This is a genomic window from Actinocorallia sp. B10E7, assembly GCF_039871655.1.
GTDB lineage: Bacteria > Actinomycetota > Actinomycetes > Streptosporangiales > Streptosporangiaceae > Actinocorallia.
In genome coordinates this window covers 530,252-543,168 of record NZ_JBDPLZ010000002.1, presented here as the reverse complement: position 1 = coordinate 543,168, position 12,917 = coordinate 530,252, and the positions used below count along the sequence as shown (strand labels likewise).

General features: G+C 68.2%; 11 protein-coding genes. 1 reads left to right on the top strand and 10 read right to left on the bottom strand.

Annotated elements, in window-relative coordinates; genetic code table 11:
• Positions 1-6: 6 nt before the first annotated feature.
• The 6 genes from ABGB12_RS07595 to ABGB12_RS07570 form a co-directional block, all read right to left on the bottom strand.
• Positions 7-1,008, bottom strand: a complete 1,002-nt coding sequence (locus tag ABGB12_RS07595; protein ID WP_347675549.1) for a glycosyl hydrolase — start codon at positions 1,006-1,008, stop codon at positions 7-9.
• A gap of 73 nt (positions 1,009-1,081) precedes the next feature.
• Positions 1,082-1,828 (bottom strand): polyprenol monophosphomannose synthase, encoded by a 747-nt coding sequence (locus ABGB12_RS07590; protein WP_347675548.1) that lies wholly within the window; start codon positions 1,826-1,828, stop codon positions 1,082-1,084.
• Between the two features lie 27 nt (positions 1,829-1,855).
• A complete protein-coding gene (locus tag ABGB12_RS07585) occupies positions 1,856-3,145 on the bottom strand; it encodes a glycosyl hydrolase (protein ID WP_347675547.1) in 1,290 nt (429 codons plus the stop codon).
• 33 nt (positions 3,146-3,178) lie between these two features.
• On the bottom strand, positions 3,179-4,744 hold the full coding sequence (locus tag ABGB12_RS07580) for a glycosyltransferase family 39 protein (protein ID WP_347675546.1): 1,566 nt from the start codon (positions 4,742-4,744) through the stop codon (positions 3,179-3,181).
• The gene (locus tag ABGB12_RS07575; RefSeq protein WP_347675545.1) at positions 4,734-5,906 is read right to left on the bottom strand and encodes a glycosyl hydrolase; all 1,173 of its coding nucleotides are present in this window, start codon (positions 5,904-5,906) and stop codon (positions 4,734-4,736) included. Before ABGB12_RS07575 ends, ABGB12_RS07580 begins: the two co-directional genes overlap by 11 nt.
• Positions 5,906-7,825, bottom strand: a complete 1,920-nt coding sequence (locus ABGB12_RS07570) for a glycosyltransferase family 2 protein (protein ID WP_347676102.1) — start codon at positions 7,823-7,825, stop codon at positions 5,906-5,908. Before ABGB12_RS07570 ends, ABGB12_RS07575 begins: the two co-directional genes overlap by 1 nt.
• 514 nt (positions 7,826-8,339) lie before the next feature.
• Here ABGB12_RS07570 and ABGB12_RS07565 point away from each other — a divergent pair.
• Positions 8,340-9,386, top strand: a complete 1,047-nt coding sequence (locus ABGB12_RS07565) for an alpha/beta hydrolase-fold protein (RefSeq protein WP_347675544.1) — start codon at positions 8,340-8,342, stop codon at positions 9,384-9,386.
• 69 nt (positions 9,387-9,455) lie between these two features.
• On the opposite strand, the gene urtE is transcribed toward ABGB12_RS07565, so the two are convergent.
• The 4 genes from urtE to urtB are packed head-to-tail and all read right to left on the bottom strand — an operon-like array spanning position 9,456 to position 12,890.
• The gene (gene urtE / locus ABGB12_RS07560) at positions 9,456-10,148 is read right to left on the bottom strand and encodes an urea ABC transporter ATP-binding subunit UrtE (protein ID WP_347676100.1); all 693 of its coding nucleotides are present in this window, start codon (positions 10,146-10,148) and stop codon (positions 9,456-9,458) included.
• Positions 10,148-10,912: an urea ABC transporter ATP-binding protein UrtD gene (gene urtD / locus ABGB12_RS07555; RefSeq protein ID WP_347675543.1), complete on the bottom strand. Its 765-nt coding sequence runs from the start codon at positions 10,910-10,912 to the stop codon at positions 10,148-10,150. Before urtD ends, urtE begins: the two co-directional genes overlap by 1 nt.
• Positions 10,909-12,024, bottom strand: coding sequence for an urea ABC transporter permease subunit UrtC (gene urtC, locus ABGB12_RS07550; RefSeq protein ID WP_347675542.1), 1,116 nt, complete (start codon positions 12,022-12,024; stop codon positions 10,909-10,911). The genes urtD and urtC overlap by 4 nt, the downstream gene beginning before the upstream one ends.
• Positions 12,021-12,890, bottom strand: a complete 870-nt coding sequence (gene urtB / locus ABGB12_RS07545; protein WP_347675541.1) for an urea ABC transporter permease subunit UrtB — start codon at positions 12,888-12,890, stop codon at positions 12,021-12,023. The genes urtC and urtB overlap by 4 nt, the downstream gene beginning before the upstream one ends.
• Positions 12,891-12,917: the final 27 nt, after the last annotated feature.

Genomic DNA, 12,917 nt, shown 5'->3' with positions numbered 1-12,917 from the left:
CGATCGTTAGGGGCGACCGAAAGAGTACTTGGTGACAAGGGACCGGAACGTCTTCACCGACGACTTGTTGGCTTCCAGACGGTAATCCGCCTTCTCAGCCTTCCGTTTGTCCATGTTGAACCAGATGAGACCGATGATGTCCTTACGCTTGGCGACGGTCGTGACCAGTTCCGTGATCTTCTTGTCACGACCCGGACCGGTCTGGACGCCCGTCTCCGCGATCAGGATGGGCTTCTTGGAGAACTTCTTGATCTGCTTGATCGTCGGCTCGAAGATCCACTTGAAGGTGGGGGTCTTCTGGTTCTTGCGGTAGTAGCCGATGACGCCGACCCAGTCCACGTAGGCGTTGCCCGGGTAGTACTGCTTGAGCTTGACCTTCGGCATCGGGTAGACGACGTTCGGCGTCCACAGCCACTTGACGTCGGTGGCGCCCTCCTCCTCGAAGAGGTCGTGCATGTGACGCCAGGCCTTGACGAACGTCTTCGCCTTGGTGTTCTTGGTGCCCCAGTCGTACCAGTAGCCGTTCATCTCGTGCGCGAAGCTGATCGAGATCGGGACTCCGGCCGCCTTGGCCCCCTGGGCGTAGGCGCGGATGACGTCGTCGCTCTTGCCCGCGGCGATGGCCTCGATCGTGCCGACGCCGTGCGGCTCGATCTCCAGCTGCGGCAGCGCGCCGGCCTGGTAGGCGGCCTTGGCCCAGGCCGTCGGGAAGGTCGCGGGCCAGGCGTGGAAGAACTTGGCGATGGTCGGCTTGCGCCCCACGCTCTTCTTGAAGGCCTTCGCCTGCTGGGCCGGCTTGTTCTTGTACTTGCCCTCGACGTAGATGCCGAGGTAGTCGCCCTTGGGCTTGCGGTAGTTCTGACCGCCGGACTGTCCGGGCTTGTGCTCTTCTTCCTGGGCCTGCACGGCGGGCGCCGTCTCGGGGCCGCTCACCGGGCCCCCGGTCGACGAGCACCCGGCGGCGAGCGCGAGCGGAAGGGCTGTCGCCACTACGTACCGGAACTGCATCAGGCCTCCAGGCCGATCGGGTGAGAGGGGTCGAGGGCGGGGGGAGGGGGGTGCGTCGGGACGGGGACCGCTCCTAGGAGCGGTGGTCCTTCTGGCCGAGCCTGCCGCGGATGCCCCACCGGGTCACCCGCCACATCGCCTCGGCCACGATGTTGCCGCTCATCTTGCTGGCGCCGAGCTCGCGCTCGACGAAATTGATGGGGACCTCCACGACGCGCAGGCCGGTACGGATGGCCCGCAGCGCCATGTCGATCTGGAAGCAGTACCCGCGGGAGTCGACCTCGTCGAGCCCGATCTTCTCCAGTGCGGTACGGCGGAACGCACGGTAGCCGGCGGTGGCGTCGTGCAAATCGATGCCGAGCATGAGCCTGGCGTAGGTGTTGCCGCCGCGAGAGAGCACCTCGCGGGACATCGGCCAGTTGTGCACCTTGCCGCCGCGCACCCACCGCGAACCGATGGCCAGGTCCGCGTCGCGCAACGCCTCCAGGAGCAGGGACAGTTCCTCCGGCCGGTGTGAGCCGTCGGCGTCCATCTCCACGATGACGTCGTAGCCGCGGTCCAGGGCCCAGCGGAACCCGGCGATGTACGCCGCGCCCAGCCCGTCCTTGGCCGTGCGGTGCAGCACGCGCACCCGCTCGTCCTCGGCCGCCAGTGAGTCGGCCAGTTCCCCGGTGCCGTCCGGGCTGTTGTCGTCGACGACCAGCACGTCGGCATCGGGCGTCGCCGCCCGCACCCGCCGCACGATCAGCGGGAGGTTGAGCCGCTCGTTGTAGGTCGGGATCACGACGACCACGGAGCCGAGCGGTTCGGGGGCGGTCATATCCGGCCTCTCCTCAGCTGGCGGGGGTTACTTGTGCGTCCTGGCGTTGTACTTCATCTTCGTCGGCGTCTTGGGGTTGAAGCCGAAGGCCGCCTTCTGGATGTACTTCTTGAAGGTCCGGGTCGAGGCGGCGTTCGCGTCGATGCGGAAGTCTATCTCCGTCGGCTTGTTGTAGCTGAACCACAGGAAGCCGATGACGTCCGGACGCTTCGCCACGTTGTAGAGGAAGTTGTAGACGTCCTTGGTGCGGTTCCCGGAGTCCATGCCCATCTCGGGGATGAAGATCGGCTTGTTGGAGATCTTCTTGAGCTGCCGGATGGTCGGCATGAACACGTCGTTGAACGTGTGGTACCAGCCCCGCTGGCGGTAGTAGTAGCCGACCACGCCGAGCCAGTCCACGTAGCCGTTGCCGGGGTAGAACTGCTTCAGGCCGACCTTCGGACGGGCCCCGATCTGGTTGGTCTGCCAGATCCAGATCGCGTTCGTGGCGCCCTCGGCCTTGAAGATGTTGTGCATGCGGCGCCAGGCGGCCCGGAAGTCGGCCGGGTCGTTGTCCACCTTGCAGGCGTTGGATTCAGGCTTGGAGGTCGGCCCGCAGAAGCCCCACTCGTACCAGTCGCCGTTCATCTCGTGCCACGGGCTGAAGGCGACAGGCACGTTGGCCTGGCGGATGCCCCTGGCCAGGCCGCGGATGAACTCGTCGTGCTGGCCTGCGGCCACCTCGGCGAGGGTCGCCACATCGGGGTCGTGCATCTCGAGCTCGTACTGCGGGATGGCGCCCGCCGACCAGATCCTCTTCGCCCAGTTGGGGTCGAAGCCGTCTCCCCAGCCGTAGAAGCTCTTGATCATGTTCGGCTTCATGCCGACCTTCTTGGCCAGCGCGTTGCGGTCCGCGATCTGGTTGCGCGCCTGGTCGGTGAAGACGCCGAAGATCTCCCGCCGGGGGTAGATCAGCTTGGTGACGTTGTAGGCGCCGGGGGCGTTGTAGCGCTTGAAGCCCTGCGGCGGCTTCATGTTGTAGACGACCCGGCCGCCGCTGGTTCCGGTCTTGGTGGTCCGGGCGGAGGTGGTGTCCTCCATCTGGCCCGCCGGTTCGGCCGGCGGGGGCGCCGCGGGGTCCTTGGGGTCGGTGGGCTCGGGCTCCAGAGCCATCGGCTCGGGGACTTCCTTGAGGTAGACGTCCCGGCCGCTGGTCTCCGTGTCGACGACGGCCGGAGTCTTCTTCTCGGGGGCGGCCTCGGGGGCGCCGCCCGCCGCGCACCCGGCCGCCAGAACCGCCGGGAGTGTCAGGGCTACGAGGGGTCGGAAGGATTTCATGTCAGAGGATGCTCCAGGTGGGGGGTGTCGCGGTTACTGGCCCGGCTTGGGAGCTGCGGGAGCCGCCAGGTTCTTGATCCAGATCTGGTGGGTGTTGATGTCCCAGCCGAGCTTGAAGGGGACGCCGGTCAGCATGCGGTACCGGCCTTCCTTCACGAGCTGGTCGAGCACCGCCTTCTCCTCGTCGGAGCTGGTGGGGGTCTCGATGACGACCAGGTCGTAGGTCCCCTTCCGCAGCGCCGCCTCCAGGCCGGCGGCGCCGTTGTTCATGGGCACGTCCGAGATCGCCGTCCACTGGGACGACCGGTACTGCTCCATGTAGAAGCTGAAGACCCTGGGGTCGGAGGCCAGATAGCGGCCCTCGGCCGTCACCTCGCCATCCAGGACCTTCGCGATGTTCTCGTAGTTCGGCCAGAGGCTGTACTCGTACTCCGACTGGGCCATGCCCAGGGAGAGCAGCGCCACCGCGGCCATGATGCCCAGCTGCGGGAACCGGAAGTGCGCGCCGATCATGCGGACCAGCCCGACGCCGACCATCGAGGCCGCCAGCAGCGCGCCGAAGGCCAGTTCGGGCCGCCACAGCGTGCCCGACACCGGCGTCGCCATGAGCAGGAACGGAGCCAGCAGCGCCGGCAGCAGGAAGGCCAGGCTGAGGGTGAGCCGCCACGCCGGGCTGGGGTCGGGGGCCCCTCCGTTCGGTACCTCGCCCATCCGGGCCTTGCGCACGTACATGACCGCGCCGAAGATCCCGAAGGCCAGGAAGAGGCCGAGCCAGTTGAACCAGCCCTGGAACAGCTCCGACAAAGGAGCGGTCTCCGGCGTGGTCAGGCCCGAGGTGGACGCCACGTAGAAGCCGGCCGCGATCAGGAAGGAGACGCCCAGCGACGCCGCCCGCACCATGGACTGCGCGACCGAGGTGTGGCGCAGCGACACCAGCACCGCCAGCAGCAGGATCGACGGCAGGTAGAACAGCGCCGAGTACTTGACCACCACGGCCAGCAGCGCCACCGGCCCCGCGGCGATCGCGGGCCAGAGCGGGCCGCTGCGGCTGAGCACCACCAGCCACGTGGCCCCGGCCAGCAGCATGAGGGACAGCGCGTCCTCGGTCGCCAGCGCGCCCAGCACCAGCGTCGGGGCGGCCACGCAGAAGGCGCCCGCGGCGCTCAGGCCCGCCCGCTCGTTGAACAGCCGTGTGGTCCAGGAGTACAGCAGCCCGGTGGCGCAGACCATGAAGACCGCGCTGAGGAACCGCACGCCCCCTATGCCGAGCCCGCCGTAGACGGCGCCCGCGATCGTCGGGTACAGCGACGACCCGGTGAAGAAGTCACCCGTGCGGAAGTCCGGCAGGGTCTGCAGCTCGCCCGGAGAGGCGGAGTTGTTCAGCCGCAGCGACAGCAGGGCCTGCAGGAGCAGCAGCGCCATCAGCACGAAACGGCTCAGCCAGGCGCGGCGCGCGCTGTTGCCCGGAGCCCACGCGATCGGGGGGGCCGCGGGGATCCGGTATGGGGCCGGACGCACGTTCGAGCGGTACTTGTTGGGCTGCTCGGGCTCGGGCTCGCCCCCGACCGGACGGATGTCGAAGCTCGTCTCAGTTGTCATCGATCAGCTGCTTAGGGTCAAAGCCGAGGTGGTCCCCGTACTCCGGGGTCTGGAGTATCTTCCGGTACTTCTTAAGCGCGGCAGGCTGCGACTCGACCCGGAAGTCCGTTACCTTCCCGAACTCTTCCTTCTGGACGTCGAACCAGACGAACCCCAGGATGTCGTTCTTCCGGAGGAAGGGCAGGGTCTTCTTCTCGAAGAGGATCCCGGCGAAGAGATACATGACGTCATCCGCCTTGCGCAGGGTCGCGGTGGAACCCGTCTCGGCGATCACGATCGGCTTCTCGGTGAACCGCCTGAGCTTCTTCAGGAGCTCCCCGAAGACGCCCTGGAAGATACGCGGGTTCTTCTCCGTCGGGGGGTCCGGCTCGTTCATGTAGCCGCTGATGCCGATCCAGTCGACGTACTCGTCGCCCGGATAGAAGTCCTTCAGGTTGGGCATGTCCGGGGCCTCGGCGGTGTTCGGGCTCCACACCCAGATCACGTTGCCCGCGCCGACCTCGGTGAAGATGTCGTGGATGTGCCGCCAGGCCGCAGCGAAGTCCTCGGGCTTGTTCTCCTTGGAGTCGCCCTTGCAGGCGATGCCGATGTCCTTCTCCGCCCTGGGCTTCTCGTTGGGCTTGCCGGCGTTGAGGTGCGTACCGCCCCTGCTGCAGTACCCCCACGGGTACCACCAGCCGTTCATCTCGTGGCCCCAGGAGTAGGCCAGCGGGATGTTGGAGTCCTTCACCTCCAGGGCGTACGACCTGATGATGTCGTCGTACTCGCCGTCGGCGTACTCCTTGGGGGTGCCCTCCATGGGCTCGACGTCGGCGAAGGGCAGCGCGCCCGCGTCCCAGATGCGCTTATTCTCCTCTGCCTTGAAGTCGCCGCCGACCTCCTCGAAGTACTTCAGGAGGTTGTGCGGCTTGCCGACCTTCTCGCCGAACTTCTCCATGCGCTCGATGCCGGAGTCGATCGTCTTGTCGTAGGCGAGGCCGAGGTACTCGTTCTCCGGGTGGATCAGCTTGCGGATGTCGACCGGGTCGACCGGTTCGATGTCCCCGACCTTCTGGGCGGTGTGGTAGTCGTCCCGGTCCAGCGCGGGGTCGCCGCAGGCGGCCAGCGCCAGGGCGCCGGCCAATGCGGCAGCGGCGGCCCGCAGGCCACGAGAAGTCTTCATCAGTCTTCGTCCGCTTTCAGGAATTCACGGGGCTCCACCAGGACGCGGCCCACCACCACGGCGTAGAACAGCGCGGTGCTCAGCGCCATCGCCACGTCCGGGGGGTACATGGTAGCCATGCGCCAGCAGGCCAGCCCGACCCAGACGATCGAGCAGCCGCCGCTCCAGACGGCGTAGGCGATGATGACGCGGCGCATCTTGTTCTTCTTCACGCCGCTGGAGCCGGACGGCTTCCAGCCCATCTCGCGGCCGCGCATCATGTCCCACAGGGCGAACACGTGGGCCCAGCCCTGCATCATGCCCACGGCCCAGGCCTCGAGCCGGAACGGCGCGCGGTGCCAGGCGGGGAAGATGATCGTCGCGTAGATGAGGCTGGGCAGCAGCCACACCATGTGCTTGAGGTTCATCAGCTCCGGCGCGCCGATGAGCATCATGATCGGCAGGATCGGCGCGACGAAGGTGAACAGCGCGGTGTGCAGGTAGTACAGCATGCCCGCCGAGAACGAGATCTTCGTCGAGACCGGCAGCGGGGCCTTCCAGAACTTCTTGGCGCCCAGCAGCGAGAAGGAGCCCATGCACCAGCGGTACTGCTGGTTGTGGAAGGCGCCGGCGTTGTCCGGGCAGACGCCCGCCGACAGCGCGATCGGCACGTACTTGGTGCCCCAGCCGAGCACCTGCAGGTCGTAGCCGGTGTGGATGTCCTCGGAGTGCTCGATGAGCGTGGTGCCGTTGTTGTCGTTCAGGGCGGCGCGGCGGTACACCGCGCAGCTGCCGACGCAGATCGAGCCGTTGCGGCGCTGACGCGACACCTGGACCGAGCGGTAGAAGAGCTCCTGCGAGGCGCCCGCGCCGCGCTCCACCCAGGTCTGGTGGTCCAGGACCCGGAAGAACTGGGGCGTCTGGACGATGCCGACGTCCGGCTCGTCGTACATGACCGGCAGGACCTCGTTGAGGATGTCGTGCCGGGGCGCGAAGTCGGCGTCCAGGAGCAGGATGAAGTCGCCGTCGGAGCTGTGGAAGCCGAACTGCAGGTTGCCGGCCTTCTTGTACCAGCCGCGGTTGGGCCGGGAGCCGTAGCGGAACCCGAAGTCGGCGGCCATGGCGGCCAGCTCGGGGCTGGCGCCGTCGTCCAGGACGTAGGGGACGACCTTGCCGGGGTAGTGCTCGACGACCTTGCGCACGGCCGTCCACGTGTTGTGGATGACCTCGATCGGCTCACCGCAGACCGGCAGGAAGACGTCGACGCTGGGATAGACGTCGGGCTTCCAGTTCGACACGATCTTCTTGTGGTGCTTGAGGTCGAAGTTCTTGGTGAACAGGTCGATCCGCAGCGACAGCAGGTAGTTGAGCACCGTGAAGAACAGGAACGGCGCCGCGAGCCACAACTGGCTGATCGACACGAACTTGACCGCGGTGATCGACAGGCAGGCGAAGCTGATGATCGTGCAGACGTTCAAGACCCACAGGTGCCGGTCGGCGTAGGAGTACTTCTCCTCGTCGTTCGGCGGCTGCGGCAGCAGCGGCGAGGGGTCCGGGATGGGGGGGACCGGCCGGAGCCGGCGGCCGCGCGGCTGGGGCCGCCGCGGCATCGGCGGCAGGTCCTCCATGGTGCGCAGCGTGTCACCGCCGACGGGGCCGGGCGGCACGGGACGGCGGGGCGGCCGGGGACCGGGGGTCCGAGGCCTGGGCGCCTGGCCCACCCTCATCCCGGCCGGCGGCTGCGCCTGGGGCCGGGGGGGCCTCTGCGCGGCCACGGGCTGGGGCTGGGGCTGGGGCGGCGCCGGGGGGCGGACCTGCCGGGGGACGGGCGGGGCAGGCGGACGCATCTGCCGGGTCTGGGGCTGGGCAGCCTGCGGGGCACCGTCGGTGAGCCACTCGTAGTCCGGCCCACCCGGCGAGGTCGACGATGAGGTCGACATGTCGGTCACAGAGCGCCTCTCCACGAACACGAAAAGCGGCACACGCCGCACGAAACGGTCTAGACCCTATATGACCCACGTTGCCCAGAAGTTACTTTCGGCACGATTCATTGGGCCCTAAGTGGATAGCGATGGATGACCCGCTACTGTGCGTCAACCCGGCTCCCACGGCCACGTGACGACGATCACTCTAACATCTCCGAACTTTTCGTCCCCCTGGCGAATCCAACGGTCAGAAGCCTTCCATGCGCCCCGGCGAAGGGGCGGGCGCCCGTGTCAGGGAATGGCGGAGCGCCATTGAAAAGCAACTGCTCTCCACCCTGATTGATCTTCCACGCCCCATTCTCGAACACAAGTCGAAGAGTCAACTCACGTCAACCACTTGTCGCGACTCGGCAGAGGTCACAGCTTCCCCAAGTTACACAGAGTGAGACAAGTAGCGCATAAGACGGATGTTCCGCTAGGTTCGCTATCCATCACAGTGTCCAAAAGCCGGGTCCAAGGGGACAGCCTCGTGCATGCAATCACCAGACGTGGCGCGATCTCGACCGTCGCCCTCTCCAGCCTGATCACCGTCCTGCGCCCCGGCAGCGCCTCCGCCGCCCCGGCGGACACCGGCGCGACGGTGGTGGGCGAGCAGATGGTGCGCGAGCGCACCCTGGACATCACCATCAACACCCCGTCCATCCCGTTCATGCAGCCCAAGGCCCGGATCTTCCTGCCCCGCGGCTGGAGCAAGAACGCCAAGCGCACCTGGCCCACCCTGTACGTCTACGGCGGCGGCGGCGAGGGGGGCGACTACCAGGGCTGGGACATCATGACCGACATCAAGGACCTCGCCGCCCAGTGGGACGTGATCGTGGTGATGCCCGAGGGCGGGGTCAGCGCCGGGTTCACCGACTGGTACAACGGCGGCAAGGGCGGCCCGCCCAAATGGGAGACCTTCCACACCGCCGAGGTCGTCCAGCTGATGGAGCGCAACTACCGAGCCGGCGCCGTCCGTGCGGTCATGGGCATCTCCTCCGGCGGCCAGGGCGCGATCACCTACGCCGCGCGCCACCGCGGCCTGTTCCGCTACGCCGCCTGCTACAGCGGCATCCTGCACATGACGAAGCCGGGCATCTCCACGCTGATGGCCCTGGCCGACATGAACTCCAGCGTCGACACCAGCCCCGAGATCAAGTGGGGCGATCCCGTCCGCAACCGCGACAACTGGCTGCTGCACGACCCGTACTACCTGGCGGGCAACCTGCGCGGCGTCGGCCTTTACATCTCCTCGGGCACCACCGGCAAGGCCGGGCCGCTGGACGCGAAGTTCGCGGACGTGCTCAAGGACCAGGGCAACGTGGCCGGAGCGCTGCAGTACCAGATGGTCGGCGGCGTCGGCGAGCAGATCTGCGGCGCCACCTCCAAGTCGCTGATCGACCGGCTCAAGGCCATGAAGATCCCGGTGACCGCCCACCTGTACGGCGACGGCATGCACAACTGGGCCTACTGGAACCGCGAGTACAAGCTGGCCTGGCCGCTGATCATGAAGGCGCTGAAGGCCCGTAAGTACTGAGCCCCGCCCGAACGCGTGCGAAGGGGGTCCCGGCCGAGGCCGGGACCCCCTTCCGCCTTCCAGAAGGGCTCAGACGGCCAGCAGCCGACCCACCTTCTCGTCTCGGAGGTCCTCGGCCTCTCCCGCGTGCACCACGTGGCCGCCCTCCAGGATGATGAACCGGTCGGCCAGCCGCAGCGCCAGCTCCAGGTACTGCTCCACCAGCAGGATCGCCAGGCCGGTGGCGTGCAGGCGCTCGATCGCCTCCTCGATCTCCAGGACGATGCTGGGCTGGATGCCCTCGGTCGGCTCGTCCAGGATCAGCATCTTCGGCCGGGTCACCAGGGCCCGGGCGATCGCGAGCTGCTGCTGCTGGCCGCCGGACAGGAACCCGGCCCGCCGTTTGAGCAGCGGCACCAGCCGGGGGAAGACCTCCAGCGCCTCGTCCACCGCCCCCCTGTCCCGGTGCCCGGTGGCCTCCAGGGTGACCTGCAGGTTCTCGGCGACCGTGAGCTGGGGGAAGGTCTCGTGCCCCTGGGGGACGTAGCCCATGCCCAGCCTGACCCGCTCGTAGGTCTTCATCCGGGTGACGTCCTGGCCCTCGAACTCGACCGTGCCCGCGGTGGGGGCGAGCACTCCCATGACCGAGTTGAGCAGCGTGGTCTTGCCGACGCCGTTGCGGCCCATCACGCACATCAGCTGCCCGGCGCCGACCTCGAAGTCGACGCCGAAGAGCACCCTGGCCCTGCCGTAGGCCGCCTCCAGCCCCGTCACCTTGAGCATCACGCGGCCTCCTCCTTCCTGCGGCCCAGGTAGACCTCCTGGACCCTGGGGTCGGCCTGGACCGAGGCCACATCGCCCTCCACCAGGACGGAGCCCTCGTGCAGGACGGTGACGGTCGAGGCGTAGCGGCGCAGGAACTCCATGTCGTGCTCGATGACGATCACGGTGTGGTCCCTGGCGATCTCGGTGAGGAGCTCGCCGGTGCGCTCCCGCTCGTCCTTGCTCATGCCCGCGACCGGCTCGTCCAGCAGCAGCAGCTTGGGCCCCTGGGCGATGAGCATGCCGATCTCCAGCCACTGGCGCTGGCCGTGCGAGAGGACGCCGGCCGGCCTCTCCGCCAGGTCCTGCAGCCCGATCGTCTCCAGCGCGGCGGCCACCTCGTCGGTGACGCCCCTGCGGCGGCGCAGCAGGCTCACCAGCGGACGGCGGAAGCTGGCGGCCAGGTCCAGGTTCTCCAGGACCGACAGCTCCTCGAACACCACCGAGGTCTGGAAGGTCCGGCCGATGCCGAGCCGGACGATCTGGTGCTCCTTCCGGCCGGTCAGGGGCGTCCCGGCGAAGCGGACCGTCCCCGACGTCGGCCGGGTGAGCCCGGTGATCACGTCGACCAGCGTGGTCTTGCCCGCGCCGTTGGGGCCGATGAGGAAGCGCAGCTCCCCCTCTCCCACGGTCAGGTCCACCCCGTTGATCGCCGTGAAGCCGTCGAAGACGACCATCAGGTCCCTGATCTCCAGCAGGGCCTCCGTTGTCTTCTCCCCGCTCATACCGGTACCTCCTCCTTCGCGAGCGGCCGGGGCGCGGCCGCGGCTCCGCGCCGCCGGGCCAGCAGGTCTCCGGCCTGGCCCGCCAGGCCGGCGATGCCCTTGGGCGCCAGCATGATCACCAGGATGAACAGCCCGCCCTGCAGGTAGGTCCAGCCCTCGGGCCAGTTCTCCGAGAGCGTGGTGTGCGCCCAGTTCATCAGGACGCCGCCGAGGACCGCCCCGGCCAGCGAGAACCGTCCGCCGATCGCCACCGCGACGAGCAGCTCGATCGAGGGCACCACGCCCAGCAGCGCGGGGGAGATGATCCCGACCACCGGCACGTACAGGGCTCCGGCGATGCCCGCCATGGCCGCCGACACCGCGAAGGTGATCGTCTTGACCGTCGCGGGGTTGTAGCCGAGGAAGCGCACCCGGTCCTCGCCGTCGCGGACGGCCACCAGCAGCCTGCCGAAGCGGCTCTTCACCAGCTGGCGGGCGAGCAGGTAGAGCGCGCCCAGCACCGCGACGACCACGAAGTAGAAGGTGCGCTGGGTGCTCTCCTCCTCGGGGTCCATGCCGAACACGTCGTAGAAGTTGGTCAGCCCGTTGGTGCCGCCGGTGAGGCCCTGCTGGCCGATCAGCCAGATCACGAACGCGGCGGCCAGCGCCTGGCTGAGGATGGCGAAGTAGGCGCCGCGCACCCGCTGGCGGAACACCAGCAGGCCGAGCACGGACGCGACCACGACCGGCAGCACCACCACCATGGTCAGCGCGAAGAACGGGTTGTGGAACGGCTCCCACAGGGCGGGCAGCTCCTCGACGCCGCTCCACACCATGAAGTCCGGCAGCCCGCCGGACCCGGCGTCCTTCAGCTTGAGGTACATGCCCATGCAGTAGCCGCCGAGCCCGAAGAACACGCCCTGGCCCAGGGTCATCATGCCGCCCTGGCCCCAGGCGAGCCCGATGCCCAGCGCGGCGATGGCGAAGCACAGGTACTTGGCCAGCAGGCCGAGCCGGAACGGGTCGAGCGCCACCGGGGCGATCGCCAGCAGCAGCAGGGCGATCGAGGCGAACAGCACGTAGCCGCGGCTCCTCCCGGTGAGCAGGGCCCTGCCCCGCGTCAGGGCGCTCATGTCAGCGCCCGGGAGCGGAGGACGAACATGCCCTGCGGACGGATCTGGAGGAAGGCCACGATCGCCGCGAACACCACGACCTTGGCGGAGCTGGCGTCGGTCCAGAACTCCACGAAGGAGTTGAGCAGGCCCAGGGCCAGTGCCGCCAGGACCGCGCCGCGCAGCTGGCCGAGGCCGCCGGCGACGACGACCAGGAAGGCGTCGACGATGTAGTTGGTGCCCAGCGTCGGGCCGATCGGGCCGATGAGGGTCAGCGCGACGCCCGCGACGCCGGCCAGGCCCGAACCGATGAAGAAGGTCAGCTGGTCGACCCGTTCGGTGACCACCCCGGAGCAAGCGGCCAGCTCCCGGTTCTGCATGACCGCGCGCATCCTGCGCCCCTGCCTGGAGCGGCTCATGTAGGCCCAGATCGCGACCACGCAGGCGACCGCCAAGACCATGATGAACAGCCGCGTGTAGGGGATCGTCATGCCGCCGAGGGCGAGCCGCCCCTCGAGCCGGCCCGGTGCCGTCACGTTGACGTTGGGGGCGCCGAACAGGTCGCGTGCGAGCTGCTGCAGCACCAGGCTCACGCCCCAGGTGAGCAGCAGGGTGTCCAGTGGTCTTCCGTAGAACCGTCTGATGGCCAGCCGTTCCAGGACCAGGCCCATCGCCCCCGCCACGCCGAACGCGACGGGAAGGGCCAGGAGCACGGCCTGGTCGTCGACGAGGTCCTGGAGCAGGTAGGCGGTGTAGGCCCCGGCCATGATGAACTCGCCGTGGGCCATGTTGATCACGCCCATCTGGCCGAAAGTGAAGGTCAGGCCCAGCGCGATGAGCAGCAGAGCGCCGGCGATGCTGAGCCCGACGGGCAGTTGGTCGAGCATGTCCCCTCCTCTGTGTTTCGTGGCTCC

Coding starts and splice junctions, on each gene's coding strand:
- ABGB12_RS07595 (WP_347675549.1), bottom strand. CDS start 1,008: ATGCAGTTCCGGTACGTAGTGGCGACAGCCCTTCCGCTCGCGCTCGCC.
- ABGB12_RS07590 (WP_347675548.1), bottom strand. CDS start 1,828: ATGACCGCCCCCGAACCGCTCGGCTCCGTGGTCGTCGTGATCCCGACC.
- ABGB12_RS07585 (WP_347675547.1), bottom strand. CDS start 3,145: ATGAAATCCTTCCGACCCCTCGTAGCCCTGACACTCCCGGCGGTTCTG.
- ABGB12_RS07580 (WP_347675546.1), bottom strand. CDS start 4,744: ATGACAACTGAGACGAGCTTCGACATCCGTCCGGTCGGGGGCGAGCCC.
- ABGB12_RS07575 (WP_347675545.1), bottom strand. CDS start 5,906: ATGAAGACTTCTCGTGGCCTGCGGGCCGCCGCTGCCGCATTGGCCGGC.
- ABGB12_RS07570 (WP_347676102.1), bottom strand. CDS start 7,825: ATGTCGACCTCATCGTCGACCTCGCCGGGTGGGCCGGACTACGAGTGG.
- urtE (WP_347676100.1), bottom strand. CDS start 10,148: ATGCTCAAGGTGACGGGGCTGGAGGCGGCCTACGGCAGGGCCAGGGTG.
- urtD (WP_347675543.1), bottom strand. CDS start 10,912: ATGAGCGGGGAGAAGACAACGGAGGCCCTGCTGGAGATCAGGGACCTG.
- urtC (WP_347675542.1), bottom strand. CDS start 12,024: ATGAGCGCCCTGACGCGGGGCAGGGCCCTGCTCACCGGGAGGAGCCGC.
- urtB (WP_347675541.1), bottom strand. CDS start 12,890: ATGCTCGACCAACTGCCCGTCGGGCTCAGCATCGCCGGCGCTCTGCTG.